The organism is Paenibacillus sp. 01T424 (genome assembly GCF_056398745.1).
Window position 1 is genome coordinate 122,420 of sequence record NZ_JBFTPZ010000007.1, and the last position, 19,289, is coordinate 141,708.

Sequence of the window (19,289 nt, forward strand, 5' to 3'; positions counted from 1 at the left end):
GATTGATCCTCTAGACGAGACATGTTGTATGCAAAAAAAGCAGGAATCTATTTGTGATTCCTACTTTTTTTATTTCGAAGCGGCAGTCTGCTCCTTAACGGAGCTGAGCCATGCATCTTTAATATGAATTGAATTCACATCACTCAATCATCAGAATTTCACGAATATCCTTTTCCGATAGAGAGGATAGAGCCTCCTGACCAGGCTGGATAACCTCGTCAATCAGGTTCATTTTCTTTTGCTGAAGCTCATACATTTTGTCCTCGACCGTGCCTTGCGTTACGAGGCGGATGACCTGTACGACGTTTTTCTGTCCAATACGATGTGCACGATCGGCTGCTTGCTGCTCGACGGCGGGGTTCCACCAAAGGTCGTAGAGAATAACAGTGTCGGCACCCGTTAGGTTTAGTCCAGTGCCCCCGGCTTTTAACGAGAGCAGGAAGAGGTCGCGCTCACCGTCGTTGAATCGATTACAAAGCTCGACGCGCTCGGAGGCTTTTGTTTGTCCGTCCAAATAAAAATGAGTAATGCCTCGGTAACCCAGCTCCCGTGCGATTAGGCCGAGCATTTCTGTAAATTGTGAGAAGATGAGCAGCCGCTTGCCAGCACTCTGGCATTCCTCGATAATTTCGAGGAGCTGCTCAAATTTGGCGGAGCTTCCTCGGTAATCTTCTACGAATAAGGCAGGATGGCAGCAGAGCTGGCGAAGCCTTGTTATTCCAGCCAAAATTCGAATTCGATTTTGCTGGAAACTTTCATCGTTCAAATGCTTCACTGTTTCCTGCTGCAGCTTAGCAAGGAATCCAACATACAGCTGTTTCTGTTCAGGCAGCAGCTCCGACGCTTGTATTGACTCGATTTTGTCAGGCAGCTCCTTCAGTACATCACTTTTCAGCCTGCGCAGCAAGAACGGACGAACCCGCTTGGCGACAGCTTCTCGCGATAGCTCGTTGAAAGCTTGCTTGCTAGGAAATAACGCTGGGAAAACGGCTCCGAAAATAGACCATAGCTCCTCCAGCGTATTTTCCACGGGCGTGCCGGTCAATGCGAAGCGATACCCGGCATCAATAGCCTTAACGGCTTGCGCGGTTTGAGTCGTATGGTTTTTGAAATATTGCGCCTCGTCCAAAATAAGTGTGTGGAAGCTTTGCTTCATATAATCTTTAATATCTTTGCGCAGCAAGGGATATGAAGTTATGATCACATCCGCCGAAGAATCGCCTGTCAGCACGCCGCTGCGCTCTGACTTGGTGCCATCGGCAATAACGGCGCGAACCTCTGGAGCGAATTTCTTCAGCTCATTCAGCCAGTTGTAGGCGAGTGAAGCGGGAGCGACGATTAACGCTGGCTGCTCTCGCCTCCGAATCTCAGGAAGTACGGAAACGACAAATGCGATGGCCTGCACTGTTTTTCCGAGCCCCATATCATCGGCAAGAATGCCGCCGAAATGGTAATGGGCGAGCGTCTTCATCCATTGATAGCCATACTGTTGATAATCCCGCAGCACGTTCGCGAGATTGTCCGGTACAGGGAAATCCAAATTGTCGGGGTTACGCATGTTTTCCAGCAGCCGGCGGAACGATTTGCCAAGTCTTACCGCATTTCCGTTCTCATGTGAACCAATGAGATGAAGGCCGCGGGCTGTAGGTATCCGAAATTCAGTTCCTTGAATATCGCTCTGGCGCAGGCCGACCTCATTTAAGAAATGGATGATTTCTTGAAACTCGGCGCCATCAAGCGGCAATAACGAGCCGTTTGGCAAGCGGTGGTATTTGCGCTGCACTTCAAGCGACTTCAGCAGGTTCCGAATTTCCGATTCAGGAATGCCGTCCATATCGAACTTGAATTCCAGCCAGTCTGTACGCTCATCTACATTAATCGTTACTTTTGGCGCTGCATGCTTAGTCACAATTCGTACTTTAACAGCAGAGGTAGCGTACACGGTCAGCAGCTTCTCAAGCCGCGGGATGATATGGTGCAGAAATTCGAATTCCGAATCCTCGTCCTCCATGAAATAGCCGCCCTCTGTTTTGGCGAAGGGAACCAGCTCCATCAGCTCGAGAATGAGCCGCTCTTGTTCTCCGTCCCGCATGAGAATGCGATCAGTACCGCGTGATTTCTCGCTTCCTTCTAAAGGATTAATAATAATGTCGCCATATTGAAACTCAAGCCCTGCGACCAGCCGATCTCTTACCCGGTCCAAGTAAAGCTTCGCTTTAAGCTGCGTTTGCAGCACGCGGTCAGATATTGATTCCGCAATGCCGACACTGCCCAGCTTCATTAGTCCCGGGATGACCCTTTCCATAAACGGCTCCATTTGCGCAGGGGCAATATGAATCTTTGGCTTGCGCGAAGTGTCGAGCAGCTGCTTCATCTCCATAAGCCGTGTGCAAGATTCCGGTTTCAGCTCAATCAGCTTGCCGTTTGTAATGACCAGCTCATAATCTTCCATAATGATGATCTGATCAAGTCCCTGAATATCCAATTGATAGCCGTCGCTCGTCGCTTGATCAAACGCAAAATGGAGCGGGAGCGCTTCGTCACTCCGTTCAATGCCATGAAACGTTTGATTGTTATAGAGCAGCTGTACGGTCGGTGCAGCAGTTAGCAAAGGAAGCGTCTTATCCCATGAGGAGGGAGGCACAAGCAGCATACGGTCTCCGCTTGCCGGAGCCTCTCTTAGAATTGAGCGGGACAGCGATTCCCTGAATATCTTTTCATTTCGGTAGATTTGAATAAGCCTCGCAAGCACCGCATCATTCTCCTGCTGAAAGCTGTGAACGGCTGGATCATAGGTGAAATGTTTCGAGAAAACGTAAGGCTCCCGCCGATCGACCTTTTCCAGAAATTCTCGTATTTGCTGTACGATATATAACCGTTTTGGGCCAACCTTAAGCTCAATGCCGAACATATGCTTTCGGAAGCCGTAGGGGAAAAGCTTAACAGAAATCTCTACTTCAAGAGTGGTGCGCATGTCCAAAAGCGACCGGCTTCCGCTTGTGCGGATCGGACGGTGGCTGAACAAGCCTAACATGCCGTTAGCCAGCCGAGTATCGGCTGCTTCTAACCCCGCATGCGCCGCATATCGATTACGGAGATGGGTTGTATCTGCTTCGTCATCATCGTAGTAAGGCCTATCCTCTGGATGAAGGAGTGAGGGGTAGATACGGGCAGGCTTATCATACTCATTTTGAAAATGATGAATTTGCAGCAGCGCCGCAGCTACATGCTGGCAATACTTATCGTAGGTGCTGAAAGCGAGACAGGAGCACTCCGCTTCGACGTCTCCATCCAGGTCAATATCGATCGTAACCTCATAGCGATGGTTGCCCATTACGATAGCTTTAAAGCTGCTTGCCTCAGGACCTTGGTCCGCAAGCGTAACTTTTCCATCTTTATAGTAGGCTTCGCCGCGTTCATAGAAGGTATCGCCGCATAGCAGCTTAATAACTCGCTCGGACAACTGTACGCTCATGGTATGGTTCCTTTCCGCTAGCGGAACGCTTGTTCCGATGTGTAAGTTAATTCTTATCATAGCAGAATATGTACAGCAGGTCACAATTCAAAATGTGGGCATTGGGCTTCTGAAATAAAAGCCTAGCATGAAACAAGGATAATGCTAGCTCTACTTTTGATGTGGTCTAGGCAGCTCTTACTGAAATTGAATGCAATCAACGGTATAATGTAGGAAGAGAAGCTAAGCTTGATTATGGGAAAAGGAGCTGGACAACCATGCATTACCGACGACTTGGAAATAGCGGCCTCAAAGTATCCGCGCTCGGTTTAGGTACCAACGCTTTTGGCAAACGCRCAGATTATGAGGCTTCAAAACAAATCATTCATAGCGCGATAGACAATGGAATCAACTTTATCGATACAGCTAACATCTATGCAGCCACCGAATCCGAAAAAATCATTGGGCAGGTGCTTGAGGGACAGCGTCAACATGTTGTTTTAGCTACAAAAGCAGGGCTAGTTCGGGGAGCAGGCGTAAATGAGCGCGGCTCATCCAGATTTCATTTGCAGACGGAACTGGAACAGAGCTTAAAACGTCTAAAAACCGACTATATCGATCTATATCAAATTCATACGTTTGATCCTGAAACACCGCTTGAGGAAACACTTCGAGCATTAGAGGATATGGTACGCTCTGGCAAGGTGCGCTACATCGGAGCTTCCAATTACTTTGCGTGGGAGCTGATGAAGGCGCTCGGAATCAGTGATCGGCTTGGGATTAACCGCTTCGTATCGACACAAGTAAGCTACTCCTTAGCGGATCGAACGCCGGAAAACGAGCTGGTTCCGATGTGTCTAGACCAAGGCGTGGGCATCATTCCGTATTTTCCGCTGGCTGGCGGCATTTTGTCAGGAAAATACAGCGCAGCACAGCAAGCGCCAGAGGGCTCTCGCGCTCAGACCGACCCGAGTTTCCAGCGATTTATCGATACTAAAACCATTGCATTAGGTGAAAATGTAGCGAAGCTTGCGGAACAATTGGACTGTACGCCAAGCGTATTATCACTCGCGTGGCTCATGCATCAGCCTGTCGTATCTACAGTCATTGTGGGAGCGACAAAGGTGGAGCAGCTCAAAGAAAACTTGAAGAGTGTATCCTTGCAGCTGACCGCAGATACAGAAGAGGAATTGCAGAAGATTAGCCGCCCATTCCGTACGGGTGAACCTTTTGCATGGTATCGCTTGCCGTAGAGATAGACACAACGGGTACCCACACGCAAAACACTTTGAAGAAGGTGCATGGCTTGTGGGTGCTTTTTTGTATAGAAGCCTTGTTATTGTTGCATTCGTGGGCAAATTGTAGATGCAGCCTTGTTTCATCTCTATCCGATTTGTTTTATAAGTTATTATCAAATAGGAGGAGAGTGAGAGGCATGACGGAGAAGCAAACCTATTATGTATCGATTTCTGGAAAGCGGGTCGAGCCTGAACCTTCCATCAATGATCAGTTAACGGTAACCGCAACGCAGGCGGAGATCAGTGAGCTTCAGCAGCTGCTCGACCAAATTCAGCGGGACGATGAGAAAACACAATTTCGCGCACCAATCCCTTATAAATCAGCTGATAATGACAAAGCAACCGACAAGTTTAATGAGGATATCATCAAGGTTTACGAAACCGTATATGTGTTAGGCACGGCAGAAACTAGAGATCATATTCGCCAAATGAATATTTTAAACAAGCTGCAAGACTCTGATTACGACTATCCCGGATATGAGCGATAAAAAAACGGTAAGCCAGTAAACAGATAAGAGGCTGTCACTAAAGGCAAATTGCCTTAAAAGAGACAGCCTCTTTGCTTTGAAATGGATAAATGATGAAGAACATATTCAGATCAATATTGATGCCGCTCTAAGTCGTCTACGTAGTCCTTGGCCTCTTTGAGGCTGACGCCACTTTTTTTTCTAAACTCTTTAATTGCTTGAACTCTCTTTCCTGAAGCAACTAGCATGCGTAATCTATCATCGATATTTATAGGGGCGTTGTTGCGAGTCATACCGGGTGAGGAAGGAGGGGAATTCAGGTTTGGCTTGGGTGATCTCGAAAAATCCGAATGGTTGTTAGCCCGTTGAAGCTCTAATTTTATTTCGTCAACCTGTCTCTGCAAGCTAAATACTTTTAATCCAAGCAGGACGGATAGAACTAATGCACTCACAGCAACAATTTCGATCGTTTCCATTACGAATCTCCCCTTCCTGTTTTGAAAACCTATTATAACATAATTACAATTATTGTAAGGGCGATTTCTAGCTGCTGAGCAAGAATGTTTTGATAATGAGAATGATTATTAATATAATAAGAGAGGTGGAAATTGTAAATAGACATGGAAGGTGAACATGATGACATTACAGGAACATATACCATTATGGAATCATGCTGCTATACGGGTGCTTGATGTTCGTCGGTCTATTTTGCGATCGGGTGAGAGTGTGCAAGGCTTCCGATTGCCAGCTAGTGCCTTCTTTTTCGCTGCTGCTGGTGATGCAAAAATTCTCATAGACGGAATGGAGCATATGGTGAATCGTTTTTATGTGTGCCATGCCGGAAAAGGCGCTACGATTGATATTGTGCAAGTGAATGAAAAACTCGATTATTATTTTATTTTTTACAAAGCAGTCCTCGTTTTACCAGCTCGTAAAGAACTGTTAAAAGTATATAGAGACAATAATCCCTTTCAAATGCAATATGGTTTTGCCCCTGCCTTTCCGCTAGGTCTTCTGACGAGAATCGAGCAAATGTATTCGCACTGGATGCTTGATATTCAATTGGAAAGATTTCATGTGAGAGCGTTGTTTCACCAATTGGTATACGATCTTATGAAGCAGCTCCATGCCGCTGAGGGTGCAGCCAAAGCTCAGCCGGATTACGTCAGCCAAACGATTCGCTTCATGGAGGAACGTTACGCTGAGACAATCAGTCTTCAAGAATTGGCGAGCACTCTTCATTGCAATGAGAGAAAGCTGCAGCGATTATTTAAAGCGCAGCTTCGGATTGGGCCACTAGAGTATCTCATTCAGGTTCGAATGGATCATGCGCAAACGATGTTATTGAATACGAATATGCCGCTTAAAGCCATTGCAGAATCAGTAGGTTATGGTGATAGTTATTATTTTAGCCGAGCCTTTAAGAAGCATATTGGCGTTTCTCCTCTTAACTTCAGAAAGCACCGTCGGATAAGTTCATCCTCTATGTCGCAAAATTCCATTGTCGCGGATACTTCTCTMTCGTATGATGGTGATTGTGATAATCATTATCAACAATTAGACGGAGGAGTTATACGGATGAATAGGAGTAAGAGGTCGATTTTAGCGGTTAGCTTGATGCTCAGTTTAATGTTATTGTTGAGTGCATGTTCGACGGGAAATAGCATGGGAAACAATACGGGAGGGGCTAGTCCAGCTGGAGCTGAATCTAGTGCAGCTTCTACAAACACAAACGTATCGCAAACAGCGCAACAGGCGTATCCTGTTGTTATTAAACATATGAAGGGCGAAACAACGCTGGAGCAGCGCCCACTTAAAATTGCGGTGCTTGATACAAAATTTGTGGATCAATTGGTAACTTTAGAAGAGCAGCCAGCGGGCAGCGTAAAAGCCGCGGCAGACAAAACAGACTTCCCGGCTTATTTAATGGATAAGCTGAAGGATGTTAAATTGCTCGGTACAAGGGATGAGCCCAACCTTGAGGCTATTATGGCCATGGAACCCGATTTAATTATTTGTACAGAATTCCAAGAAGAAGTGTATGAGAGCTTGTCCAAAATTGCTCCAACGATCATGCTCGAATTTAATGAGGATTGGCGCGTCACTTTAGATACTTTTGGAAAAATTGTAGGGAAGTCTGAAGAAGCGAAGGCTGTCTTGGAGGCCTACAACGTGAAAACAGAGAAGCTGAAGGTAGAGCTAAAGGCTAAGCTCGGAGATCAAACTGTTGCATTAGCGCGCCCACGTGATGAGGGGATACGGATACATACACCAATCCACCGTACAGGAGCTATTTTATACAATGATTTAGGCTTGAATGCCCCAGAATCAGTTTTGAAGGAAAAGGATACCGCTTATGAAATTGCATTAGAGGCTTTCCCGGAAGTTGGCGCTAATCATTATTTCCTCGTAAAAGATGATATGTTCAAGGCGGCAGTGGACGAAATCCAGAAGACGGAAACGTGGAAAAATGTTGAAGCTGTGAAAAACAATCAAGTCTATGATGTGGATTCAAACATATGGATTGCCTATTATGGCCCGATTGCCATTAATATGATTGTTGACCGGGTAGCAGAAATTTTCCTTGGTAAGGCATAACATGTCAGCAAAGCTTTCAAATTCGGAGTGGGGTAATTTAAAAAGCAGATATAACTTCTCTTATGAAAATAATACTGACTCCGCTGATCGCTCCATTTATTCAAGAAATTTATTGAATAAGGAGCTATGCGAAACCTATCTGGATCGGCTAGGGAGCGAAATAGCTTCGCCATCAAGAAGAGTAACTGCGTCGATGCTCGCGAAGCGATATGCTTATCTAGTCGTTGCTCCTGTTCTGTATGCGATGACGGTATACAACAAGAATCTGACCATGACGTTGGACAATTGCCGCTTGGTTTCACCTAGCGACAGCGAGTTCAATGTGACGAAATCCAAGTATCCTAATTTAAGCTTTGAAGAACCAAGCGTTACGGAACCGGTAGCTGGGGAGCGGAAAGAGTGGCGGGATCAGGTAATAAGAGAACTTTTTGCAGAGCATATTTCTCCATTATTTCGTGCTTTATCTATGGTTGGCGGAATACCTATAGTGATCTTATGGGAGAATGCGATGGTTCGAATTGCTCCGCTTTATGAGGACGGGCTAGAGGAAGAAACGAATCCGGTTATCTTACAACGACTTCATGAGGATTTCACGTTTATAACGCAGACTGCACCAGCAAGCTTATTTGGAGAACGCCGCAATCCGTTTAAGAAGTTTATGAGCAAAACGAATATAGGCACGATGAGCGAGCTGCCTGATATTCGCAAGACCTGCTGCTTCTATTATGAAATGTCTTCGGCGGAATATTGCAGAGCTTGTCCGAAACCTTTCGAATGCCATAAATAGCTGGACATTGAGCAATCGTCTTGTCACCTTTTGGGGCAAGGCGATTGCTCATTTTATTTATTGGTTCTTAATATAAAAGGGATTTTGAAATATATTTTGATTCCACATATGCCATTTGACGGCCGGTGTCATAGAGCTGAAGCTCGGGATTTCTTTAGCAGCTTACAAACATTATTCATCCGAATTTATGTTAAATAGGAAAGAATGGTTTCTCCTGTTACAGCTATGAACATTTGAGCGAAGTAATGGCAGTTAAAGGGGTCATTTCGGCGGCGTCCGCTAGGGAGTTGGATGCCTCTTTTATAAACTTTTTCGAATGCTGAACATGTCCTCATGGGGATGCTTCCACCACAAATAGTGAATAGCAGGAGCTTTTCCTGCTATTTTATATTTAGCTGGAAAAGCTCCAGTTAATTTTAAGCTGTGCGCTCATTTGAGTTAATTAGCAGGAAAAGCTCCATGTAATTTTGCTGCAAAGCGRCTTTTTAGGRATTATKTGTTGAAATAGCAGGAGCTTTTCCTGCTATTTTATATTTAGCTGGAAAAGCTCCAGTTAATTTTAAGCTGYGCGCTYATTTGAGTTAATTAGCAGGAAAAGCTCCAKGTAATTTTGCTGCAAAGCGRCTTTTTAGGRATTATKTGTTGAATTAGCAGGAGTAAATCCTGTTAATTGCTAAATTRGGCTGCTTCCATTACAAATAGCAGGAGCTTTTCCTGCTATTTTATATTTAGCTGGAAAAGCTCCAGTTAATTTTATGCTGCGCGAAGCTGACTTAATTAGCTGGAAGTGCCATGCTGAGCATTCTGCAGACTCCATATTATAATAAGTTTGTTTTAATACTTAGTGTGTTGATGGATTTTCAGTTTATCCCATGCGCTGATGGATTAGTGCTGTTAATTAGACACGTATTATGTAAGTTTGACCTGCTGCTCGCTCCATGCCCAAAGATTAGCCGCAAGCTCGGGATTGCTCGCTTTGCTTGCCGTTTGAACGCTTTTGCTGTCGATAAAATATTGGCCGGTCAGATTTGCCGCTTCATCGCTGGATGCTAAATAAATTGCCGTCTTTGCCCCTTCAAGCGGCGTTCTGAAAAAAGGCTTGAGCAGCTTATGCACCGTCTTACCGAAGCCGCTCTTGCGATCTACGCCAATATTGGTCGCTACCGCCCCGGGATGAAGACTGTTAACCGTCACCCTCGTACCTGCGAGACGCTTTGCCAGCTCATTCGTGAATAAAATATTCGCGAGCTTCGATTGCGCATAACCTTTTGCGACATTGTAGCCCCTCGTTAGGTTCGGATCGTCAAAATGTATTCTTCCGGCCTTATGGGCACCTGAAGATACATTGATAATTCTCCCTTGCGGAGCACGTTGAAGAAGGTCAAGCAGCTCGTTAGTCAGCAAAAAATGACCCAAATGGTTGATGCCGATTTGCGATTCAAATCCATCCGAGGTTATGCTTCGTTTCAAGGCGACAACCCCTGCATTGTTGATCAACACATCAAGCTGGCTATATTTCTGCTTAAATGCAGCAGTGAAGGTGCGAATGCTGGCAAACGAGCCCAAATCGCAGGTCATGAGGACAATATCGCTGCTGCCGCTTTGGCTGCGCGCTTGTTCAAGTGCAAGCTCGCCACGCTCCTTGCTGCGGCATATCATCACGACATGCGCCCCTTGCTTCGCAAGCTCGACCGTTGTCGCAAGCCCCATGCCGGAATTGGCGCCAGTTACTGCTACGACCTTTCCTGTCATATTGCTCATCCAAGCCACCTCCGTATATTCGTTATTTACAGCTTATCATGTGCAGCAAAGGTATGCCGTACAAATTCAATAAACGATCTGACATGTGGAGACAGCTGATCCTCGTTGCGGTACGCCAAACAAATATGCCGCTGGTTTACATACTGAGGCAGATCGCGCATAACGAGTTCGCCGGCTTCGATTTCTCGGATGACGCTTCGGCGCGGCAGGATGCCAACACCCATATTGCATTTTAGAGCTTCCTTGATCGTTTCGATCGCACCCAGCTCCATAACACTTTCCCACTGCAAGCCAGCCCCGGCTGCCCACTCATCGGACAAGGTACGCGAGGTTGAGCCAACCTCATGCAGCAGAAATGTTTCATGTCTAAGCTCTTCGACCTCTACTTGCGAATGGTTAGCTAACGGATGCTCCGGCGCAAGCAGCAGCTTCAGCTCATCAGCGACTAACGGCTGTATAATAAGGCCTTCTTCCAGCGATTCGCCAAGAGAGACGATGCCTATATCGATCTCATAGCTGCGCAGCATCGCAAGCACAGAAGCTGCTTGCTTCACGGTCAGCATGAGGCTTACTTTTGGATACAGCTTGCGGTAGGCGGCAAAGTGCGGCGGCATCACATAGGTTGCTGGCGTGTAGCTCGCCCCCAGCCTCAAACGGCCTTCCCCTTGTTCACGGCGCTCCAGCATGGCAAGCCTAGCTTCTTCCATAAGGAAAACGATTCGCCTCGCATAGGGAAGCAGATCCACAGCAGCTTCACTTGGCTGAAGGCTCCGCGAGTGCTTGCGGAACAGCTCCACGCCAAGCTCCTCCTCAAGCCTTTTGAGATGAAAGCTGATTGTCGGCTGCTTAAGTCCCAGCTTATCTGCAGCTTCCGCGAGCGTTCGACCGCTGCATACCTCCATAAACACATGCAGCTGCTGTACATTCATCCCGTGCTCACTCCCTCGCTTTTTGCCTATTAATATAGATTAAATCTATATGTATATCAATATCTATCGATTATATTTCATAATATCTCGACATTACGTTAACAATCATCTGACAAACCGTTGCTAAAGTTAGGAGGTAAGCAAAACAGATAGTGGAGGGAAATCAAAACGATGAAAACGAATGGGAAACGCTGGCTTGGAACCGTTTTGCTAGCTGGATTGATGGCACTAACTGCTGCATGCGGCAACGGAAATGCCGGAAATACGAATAAAGGGGCAGCAAATGCCGGAAATACACAAACGACGGCTCCTACCGAAGACGCGCAAGCGACAGAAACAGCTGCCACGGAGGATAAAGGAACGCTTACTGTATACTTGAACGATTTTGACAGCATTATCGCTCCATTATTTGAGGAAGCTACCGGCTACAAGCTGGAGGTCGTTGCGGGCAACGGAGCAGAAATTATGTCCCGCGTTGAAGCAGAGAAAGGCAATCCGCACTGGGATGTCATTTGGCTGGATGCGATGCCTTCCATTTATGGTCTAGGGGCAAGCGGTCAACTGCTTGAAGGCTGGTCGCCGAATAACGTCGCTAATCTAACTGACTTTGCCAAAGCTTTTGTGCCTGAGAAGCAATGGTATGTTCCTACTGGCGCACATGCTGCGGGAGTTATCGTGTATAACAAGGACAAAGTGAAGGCGGAGGATGCGCCAAAATCATGGGAAGACTTCTCGAATGCGAAGTACAAAAACTTGATCGGCATGGCTGACCCAGCGATCGCAGCTCCTGCTTATCCTTTTGTTTCTTGGTTTTTTAAAGAAAAAACAATCGATGGCGGACAAACGTTCTTTAGCTCGCTGATGGACAATGGGCTTCGTGTGTATCCCAAAAATCCAAACGTTGTCAAAGCGCTCGCCGCTGGTGAAATCTCGATCGCAGCACTGCAAGAGAGCAATGCCTATGCGATGAAAAACGATAACGAGCCTATCGAAATTATTTGGCCGGCAGAAGGCGCTCCTGCATCCGTACGGGTAGCTGCGATTCAGAAGGATACCAAAAATCCGAATGCAGCTAAAGCGTTTATCGAATTTCTGCTTGATCCAAAAACGCAGCAAGCTTTAATTGATCAAGGCGACGAGAGTTATTTCCAGCCTTCCGTAAACGGCGTAAATGCCAAGCAAGATCGCGCAGCCGATGCGAAGCTCGTTGCAGCCGACGCTTCCTGGGCATCTGAAAATGAAGCGGCAATCAAGCAATGGTTCGCCGACCAGTCCGTTAAGTAAACGATGCAAACCTTTATGAAGGATCGGTTAGGATGGTTTGTCAGTATCATCCTATTCATCCTCGTCTTATATCCCTTGGCGGCAGTCATTATTCAAGTACTGCTGCCTGGGGTTTTCTTCGGCAATTGGCAACTCGGGGATCTTGCGCTGCTGCTCGAAATATTCAAGCGTCCCTTATGGCAAAAATCACTCGAAAATTCCGTTGTGCTTGGACTTGGAACGACAGTGCTCGCTACGATTCTCGGCGGTGTGCTGGCAACGATACGCGCCAACTGGTCATTTCCAACAGCTAAGCTGCTGGATGCCTCCGTTTGGCTGCTCATTATTACGCCTTCGTTTATTTTAGCGCAGGGCTGGGTGCTGTTTGCTGCCGGAGGCGGCATCGCTGTTAACCTGCTCGGCTGGCACTGGGTTACGAGCGCTGTTTTTCAGCCTGCTGGACTTATTTTTATTATGACTTTAAGCAAATTTCCGTTCGCTTATTTGAGTGTTCATGCGGCGATGGAGTGGAAGGTTGATCAGCTGTCTCACGCAGCTCGCCTATCCGGAGCATCTGCTTTCACGGTATGGCGTACGATCCAAGCGCCTCTGCTTATGCCAGCTGTTTGGGCTGGAGCAGCGCTTGTCTTTATGGATACAATCGGCGATTTCGGGCTTCCTGCATCGATTGCCGCTGTTTATCGTTTTCCGACACTGCCTTACTCTATTTACTCGGCAATTTACACATCGCCCATTCGGTTCGATATGGCAGGCGTTCTGTCCTTTTATCTCGTATTGTTAATCGGCATTGCGATGTTTGTCCAATTTTATGCGATGCGCCGCTCACGCTTTGATTTCTTATCAGCACGGGCGCAGCGGTCTGTACCGAAGCCGGCTGGAAAGTTTGCTGTGCTTCTTACCACACTAAACTTGTTATTTCTTGCCGTAGTCATCGGCATTCCGATAGGCGCAAACGTACTGATGTCCATATTCAAAACACAGTCAGGCGGTATGAAGCTAACGAATCTCACCTTGGAGCATTACAGGGAATTGTTCCATAGCTCAAGCACGCTGTTGAAGGGTTTGTCTCATTCCTTAATGATCGCTGGAGTCGCTGCTCTGCTTGGCCTATTATTCGGGCTGTGCGTCGCTTATGTCTTAACCTATTCACAGTTCAAATTTAAACGGACGATTGAGGTGTTCTCTGTCGTCACGCTTGCTGTTCCCGGCGTCGTGCTGGGCATTGGGTATATTTTCGTCTGGAATCAAAAATGGCTCGATTCGATCGGCTTGCTCCTGTACGGAACGCCTTGGATTCTTGTGCTTGCCGCAATCGCTGGCGCTATTCCCGTCATTACGAGATTGATGGTCGGCGCAATGGCGAAAGTGCCGCTTAGCCTGCTTACTGCCGCGCAGCTGCAAGGCGGTACGCTCGCAAGCCGCGTCCGTTTCATACTTGTCCCTTTAATACGAGGCGCTTTGCTCTCTGCGGGCCTTGCTGCATTTGGCTCCAGCGTGTTTGACTTAGCGGTGAATTCGATCCTGTTCCCGCCAAACTTCCTCACGCTGCCCGTTACGATTAACAAAGCATTCGAGGATTTGGATTTTGGTTATGCTTCAGCGGCAACCGTCGTTGGATCATTTATCGTTATTATGATTATTTTGGCGGTTGAGCTCATGCTCCGCCGCAAGGAGGCAAACACATGACATCGACTGCGATTCAGCAAAGGTATGACGAGGCAAATGAGCCTAAGCCAGCGGCTCCCAAACCGCTGCTTGCAGCATCTGGTTTAATGAAAAGCTACGGATCGTTTCAAGCGCTTAAAGGAATTTCTTTCGACATGCGCGAAGGCGAGATTATTAGCGTGCTTGGTCCTTCAGGCTGCGGCAAGTCGACGCTGCTCCAGCTCGTCGCCGGCCTATCGAAGCCGGACGGCGGCCAGCTTAAGCTGGGCGATGAAATTATCGCCTCTCCGTCTGTCATGATGCCCCCTGAGAAACGCGGGGTTAACATGGTGTTTCAGGACTATGCGCTGTGGCCGCATATGAATGTGTTCGATAACATCGCTTATGGGCTGCATAGAAGCAAGATGGCTCGGGCGGATATTCAGCAGCGCGTTCAGGAGCTGCTGGCGATGCTCCATCTTGAAGGGCTTGAGCGCAGGCTGCCGCCGCAGCTCTCTGGCGGTCAGCAGCAGCGGGTCGCTATTGCGAGGGCGATTGCTACTAGGCCGAAGCTGATGCTGCTCGATGAGCCGCTCTCCAACCTTGATATGCGGCTGCGCGTAGAAATGCGCACCGAGATGGCGTATCTATTCCGCCAATTAGGGATGAGCGTTTTCCATGTTACGCATGACCCGGAGGAAGCTTTCGCTATGGCCGATCGGCTGCTTATTTTGCGCAACGGGCAAATTGATCAGATGGGCACGCCGCAGCAATGCTTCACGCGTCCGGCCAGCCGCTGGGCAGCTTCCTTGCTTGGAGCAATCAACGGCTTGCGAGGCGAGGTCATAAACGGAGACAGCGGCAGCGCTGTTCGCATCGGCTCATCGATCATTCACGGTTTGCTCGCGCCAGAGCAGCAGAAAATAAGTGACCATTCGCAAGCGATCATTATGTTCCGTCCTGAGGAAGCTGAGGTCATCGAGCGAAGAGACGCCGCAGCCGTGCTTTCATTAGCTTCATCGCAGGAGCGGACAGACAATACGATTCAGCTTCAAGTGCTTCACTGTACCTTTGAAGGCAATCGCTGGCGTGCAGTTGCACAAACGAGCTGCGGCCAGAAGGTATATCTAGTGCTCGCAGTCCCGTTAGAGGCTGGCGAGCATGTAACGATAAAGCTAGCCATTCGCTCTGTTTTCATTTACCCGAATGAGGAAGAAAGGTAGTCGATCCATTTGTATAATCCAACAAAAACAGACTCGCGTCTTTTAGCCATTGCAGATATACACGGTTATGAAGAAGAACTGCTGCTTTTGCTTCAAGAAGCAGCTTATAACCCGCACCATGATCGGCTTATTTTGCTGGGCGACTACATTGATGCCGATAGGCCCGCTACATGGGGCACGCTAGATACGATTCACCAGCTTATCAACGAAGGTGCACAGGCATTGCTCGGAAATCAGGAGCTGCGGCTTCTTGCATCCGCTGAGTCCAGCAGTGCGCTTCACCCGGAAACGAAAGAATGGCTGCACAAGCTTTCATTGTATGTGGTAGTCGGCCAGTATTTATTCGTTCATGCAGGCATTCGGCCAGGTGTCCCTCTGCATGAGCAAAAAAAGAAGGATCTAACGGAAATTCGCGACGAGTTTATTTATACGCCTTTGCCTGATTCGGACGAGGCGCAGTCGTACACCATTATTTTTGGCCATACGCCAACGTTCAAGCTGGATGCTTCTTCCCCTGGAGCCATATGGCAAGGAAATCGACGGCTCGCCATTGATACTGGGGCCAAGCATGGCTGTCGCTTAACACTGCTTGATGTCAGCAGCCAATTGAGCTATTCGTGCTCGACTGCGCCAGAGAGCCGCGGCGGCGATTTCAAATTGCTTAAGCTCTAACCCATTTAACTCACAAAAAAAGCGCTGCCCGTTTGCCTTTACGGGTTAAGCGCTTTTTCTTTTCTTAAATAGAGCTATTTATATTGCTATTTCGTTCAAAAGCAACGATCCAATCCCCTTGGACTGCCGCATAACCTGTGTCACCCTCAACAACCAAGCCGTACAAATTTTTGACGTCTACATATTCCTTGCGAGTGCCATTATCGAATTCAAGCGTGATGTAATAATACGTACGGGATGAATTGCTGCTATGCCCTACTCCGTCGTGGTTATGGTGATTCGTATGATGGCGAACGTCCATGCGCTTGGCTACAACGCGCGCGTAAGTCGTTTCTTTTGGCGCGGTCGAATTTTTGAAATATTTAACTATGCTAAAAATAATGCCGCCAATAACGAGCACGAATACGATCATTATAAATATAGGAACAATCGTAAACATGATTCCTCCGCCTGGAGGGCCGAATCCAAATCCATTCACAAACCATCACATCCAATCTTTTCTTTTCATGTCATTAATTTTACTATTAATACGTTCTTCCGACTAGTCTGATGCGGTATAGGCTGCAAAAGCTGAGGTTAATTAATAAAAAGGAAGGGAGTAACGAAGCGGATTGTTGGGGCTTAATAGAGTTAGGATATAGGCTCACGCAGAAAAGAGCGGCTGGACGCTGCGCACGTCGGATAGCTGGATAGCCGCTCAGCGGGATCATTTTTATTTTGACAGCAGTTAAGCCTCATTCCTGCTTATGTAACGGAAAACGATCGATGATCTCGTACATAGGGGACTCGTTCATATGGGTGAGCATGAGCACAAACTGATCGATTTCCCAGCTGAACGATGAGGCAATAGACGTCGCTGCTTCAATTGGCATTCGATTAGCGTCAGCGAATCCTTTGGCAAGCGTGATATGCGGCGCGTAGGGACGATCGTCTGGAATGAAGCCGACTGAACTCGTTGCCCGAATAATCTCCTCGTGAAGAGCGGACAGTTCTTTTAAGTTTCCGCTAACAGCACCCCATAGAACGCGTGGAGCAGCGGGCGGACCAAACGTTCCGATTCCGCTCCAAGTTAAGGAAAAAGCATTTGCTCTTACTTTTTTTAGAGCGGCTGCCAGCTCTTCAAGCTGAGCAGCCGAAGTGTCGCCTAAAAACTGAAGCGTAATATGGTAATCGCTCGGAAGTGTCCATTTACGGAAAGGCAGCGTATGTTTATGATCTTCTGCCCAGCTTTCCAGCTCCTTGGACACAGATGGTGATACAGGTATAGCCACGAACAAGCGCATTATATTTTCCCTCCTAATCTCAGTATGCAGCCATAACACTCGGACCATTCATTCTGCACGTTGGATTTGGCCTTTTTTTCCATTTCAAATATCTTTAAGTAAACCAAATATCGCGGAAGCGTACCCAGCCCAGCGATTCCAATGAAATGCCGCGCACGGAAGGGTGGAACGCAGTTTTCAAATGTTTACGGTAGAGGAAAAACAAGCTGTGCCTGGCTTTGAGCTGAGCCTCGATGTCTATGAATATCGCTTCTCGACGTGCTCGATCCGGCTCACCCAATATCATCTGGATACTGTGCTCCAGCATATCATGAACCTCGGGAAGCGCATGCTGCTGCATGCTTTTGTACAAATCAATTAGTCTCAGCTCGCGATGCTCGTCCAGCATGACAGCGAAAAGCAGCAGATCGGCGGACATGCGTGCTGTTCCTTTAAATTGCTCGGCAGGAATGAGGTTTATTTGCAGCGGAATGCCTGATTCCGCATACACCTTCTGAATGATCTCTGCATCCGCTGCATATTGCGGAATCGTAGCTAGTACCAGCGGTTCGCCTTGATAGCCGGAGCTGGCAAGCGCTTGCTTGATTACGCTCCAATCAATGGGGGCTGCATCCTGCGTTTGATCAATCTGGTTCAGCCAGAAGCTGTTAACTCCTTCAATGACATCTCCGGATAACAGCTGCAAAAGCTCTGTCCGCTCGATAGCGAGGTTAATTGCCGCTCGTATGGCGGGGTTTGCCAGCAAGCCGTGCTTTTGTTCATTAACTGTGATGAATTTACAGGTCATGCCGGACTGTCTAACCTGCTGCCATCGTTCAGCTGCCATATCCGTTAGTCTCGCGTTGTGCATGATTTGAAACGATTGCAGCTCAGCGTGGTTTTCGCGCGTTGCCTCCTCGGCAACGGTCCATACTTCTACACGGTCGAGGAATGCTCTGCCGCGGAAATAGGCAGCGAAAGCTTCCAATATCCAGACGCCTTGATCATTTCCGGTGAATCGAAACGGACCTGTACCAATCGGTTTGCTGCCAAATTGCTCTCCAGCTGCCGAACAAGCATCTTGAGGCACGATAGAGGCGCGATTAGTTGTCAAAAAAGAGAGAAAAGCTTCGTTGCGCTCGGATAATTGAATGCGAATGGTTGTGTCATCCGGTGTATCCATAGAAATGATGTTGGTGTAAGCCCAGCTGTAGAGCCCTTGCGGTGCAAGGCGTTTAAGCCGTTCAAGCGAATACTTGACGTCTGATGAATCCAGCTCACGGCCATGGTGGAACAGAACGCCCTTGCGCAAATAGAAAGTCCAGCGCGTACGCGATTCATCCACCTCCCACGCATGGGCAAGCTGCGGCAAAATCTGCTCGCCCCTCGGATCGATGCGAACGAGCCCATCAAATATTTGATTAACGAGGTGGGACTCGCCCGTGTAATGGATAGCTGCCGGATCTAGCGAAAAGATCGTCTGCGGAAGCGGGAAGCGCAAAATATCAGTGCGCCGCTTGCCCTGCACCTCCGAATGAAATCCGAATTGACCAGAGAGCCATTCCTGAAACTGGTCGCGCAGCAAAGGCGCTTCTTCGATTTGCTGGAGAAGCTCAAGCGCCGAATGCAAATCCTGCTTTTGCATCATTTCTTGCGCTTCCTCCAGCGCGACTTGTTCCTTGCTGACGAGGAAGGAGAGGGCAGAGCGATTGCCGCGTCCCCGCTTTGGCTCCCACACTAACCACTCTTCCTGCTGCATACGTTTCAATAAAAGTACCATATTCCGATGTGTGCAATCGAGCAAATTTGCGAGCTCCTGTGTTGTAACCTCGAAGGGAATATTCTCTTGAATAGTCGGATATGAGCGCCTAAGCGCGAGATAATGCCTGCGGATTTTCATGCAAATTACT

General features: G+C 47.7%; 15 protein-coding genes. 8 read left to right on the forward strand and 7 right to left on the reverse strand.

Annotation, left to right across the window (positions count from 1 at the left end; translation table 11 throughout):
• Nucleotides 1-139: 139 nt before the first annotated feature.
• Nucleotides 140-3,475 (reverse strand): DEAD/DEAH box helicase, encoded by a 3,336-nt coding sequence (locus tag AC1DPK_RS08645; protein WP_477510015.1) that lies wholly within the window; start codon nt 3,473-3,475, stop codon nt 140-142.
• A gap of 257 nt (nt 3,476-3,732) precedes the next feature.
• Between AC1DPK_RS08645 and AC1DPK_RS08650 the strand changes: the two genes are divergently transcribed.
• Together AC1DPK_RS08650 and AC1DPK_RS08655 are read left to right on the forward strand one after the other, a co-directional pair.
• Nucleotides 3,733-4,707, forward strand: a complete 975-nt coding sequence (locus AC1DPK_RS08650) for an aldo/keto reductase (RefSeq protein WP_477510016.1) — start codon at nt 3,733-3,735, stop codon at nt 4,705-4,707.
• A 182-nt stretch (nt 4,708-4,889) separates the two neighbouring features.
• Nucleotides 4,890-5,240 carry a hypothetical protein gene (locus tag AC1DPK_RS08655; RefSeq protein ID WP_441912881.1) on the forward strand — a complete coding sequence of 117 codons (351 nt, stop codon included), beginning with the start codon at nt 4,890-4,892 and terminating at the stop codon, nt 5,238-5,240.
• A 110-nt stretch (nt 5,241-5,350) separates the two neighbouring features.
• Here the strand turns inward: AC1DPK_RS08655 and AC1DPK_RS08660 are convergent, their stop codons facing one another.
• Complete coding sequence (locus AC1DPK_RS08660) at nt 5,351-5,695, reverse strand: hypothetical protein (protein WP_441884354.1); 345 nt, start codon at nt 5,693-5,695, stop codon at nt 5,351-5,353.
• Between the two features lie 157 nt (nt 5,696-5,852).
• On the opposite strand from AC1DPK_RS08660, the gene AC1DPK_RS08665 reads away from it, so the two are divergent.
• Together AC1DPK_RS08665 and AC1DPK_RS08670 are read left to right on the forward strand one after the other, a co-directional pair.
• Nucleotides 5,853-7,817, forward strand: a complete 1,965-nt coding sequence (locus AC1DPK_RS08665) for an ABC transporter substrate-binding protein (protein WP_477510017.1) — start codon at nt 5,853-5,855, stop codon at nt 7,815-7,817.
• Nucleotide 7,818: 1 nt separating this feature from the next.
• A complete protein-coding gene (locus tag AC1DPK_RS08670; protein ID WP_477510018.1) occupies nt 7,819-8,604 on the forward strand; it encodes an IucA/IucC family C-terminal-domain containing protein in 786 nt (261 codons plus the stop codon).
• A 909-nt stretch (nt 8,605-9,513) separates the two neighbouring features.
• Here the strand turns inward: AC1DPK_RS08670 and AC1DPK_RS08675 are convergent.
• Nucleotides 9,514-10,356, reverse strand: a complete 843-nt coding sequence (locus AC1DPK_RS08675; RefSeq protein ID WP_441884454.1) for an SDR family oxidoreductase — start codon at nt 10,354-10,356, stop codon at nt 9,514-9,516.
• Between the two features lie 35 nt (nt 10,357-10,391).
• The gene (locus AC1DPK_RS08680) at nt 10,392-11,294 is read right to left on the reverse strand and encodes a LysR substrate-binding domain-containing protein (protein ID WP_477510019.1); all 903 of its coding nucleotides are present in this window, start codon (nt 11,292-11,294) and stop codon (nt 10,392-10,394) included.
• 171 nt (nt 11,295-11,465) lie between these two features.
• Here AC1DPK_RS08680 and AC1DPK_RS08685 point away from each other — a divergent pair, with 171 nt between their 5' ends.
• Genes AC1DPK_RS08685 through AC1DPK_RS08700 form a run of 4 tightly spaced genes read left to right on the forward strand, consistent with a single transcriptional unit; the run spans nt 11,466 to nt 16,117 of the window.
• Nucleotides 11,466-12,578 carry an extracellular solute-binding protein gene (locus tag AC1DPK_RS08685; RefSeq protein WP_477510020.1) on the forward strand — a complete coding sequence of 371 codons (1,113 nt, stop codon included), beginning with the start codon at nt 11,466-11,468 and terminating at the stop codon, nt 12,576-12,578.
• Nucleotides 12,579-12,593: 15 nt separating this feature from the next.
• Nucleotides 12,594-14,264 (forward strand): ABC transporter permease, encoded by a 1,671-nt coding sequence (locus AC1DPK_RS08690; protein ID WP_477510021.1) that lies wholly within the window; start codon nt 12,594-12,596, stop codon nt 14,262-14,264.
• Nucleotides 14,261-15,445 (forward strand): ABC transporter ATP-binding protein, encoded by a 1,185-nt coding sequence (locus AC1DPK_RS08695; protein WP_477510022.1) that lies wholly within the window; start codon nt 14,261-14,263, stop codon nt 15,443-15,445. The genes AC1DPK_RS08690 and AC1DPK_RS08695 overlap by 4 nt, the downstream gene beginning before the upstream one ends.
• A gap of 9 nt (nt 15,446-15,454) precedes the next feature.
• Nucleotides 15,455-16,117, forward strand: a complete 663-nt coding sequence (locus AC1DPK_RS08700; protein ID WP_477510023.1) for a metallophosphoesterase — start codon at nt 15,455-15,457, stop codon at nt 16,115-16,117.
• 64 nt (nt 16,118-16,181) lie between these two features.
• On the opposite strand, the gene AC1DPK_RS08705 is transcribed toward AC1DPK_RS08700, so the two are convergent.
• The 3 genes from AC1DPK_RS08705 to AC1DPK_RS08715 all read right to left on the reverse strand — a co-directional run bounded on the left by AC1DPK_RS08705 (nt 16,182) and on the right by AC1DPK_RS08715 (nt 19,279).
• Entirely contained in the window at nt 16,182-16,556 is a 375-nt protein-coding gene (locus AC1DPK_RS08705; RefSeq protein WP_441884335.1) for a DUF2500 domain-containing protein, read from the reverse strand.
• Between the two features lie 295 nt (nt 16,557-16,851).
• On the reverse strand, nt 16,852-17,400 hold the full coding sequence (thpR, locus tag AC1DPK_RS08710; RefSeq protein ID WP_477510024.1) for an RNA 2',3'-cyclic phosphodiesterase: 549 nt from the start codon (nt 17,398-17,400) through the stop codon (nt 16,852-16,854).
• Between the two features lie 94 nt (nt 17,401-17,494).
• Nucleotides 17,495-19,279 carry an ABC transporter substrate-binding protein gene (locus AC1DPK_RS08715; protein WP_477510025.1) on the reverse strand — a complete coding sequence of 595 codons (1,785 nt, stop codon included), beginning with the start codon at nt 19,277-19,279 and terminating at the stop codon, nt 17,495-17,497.
• Nucleotides 19,280-19,289 lie beyond the last annotated feature (10 nt).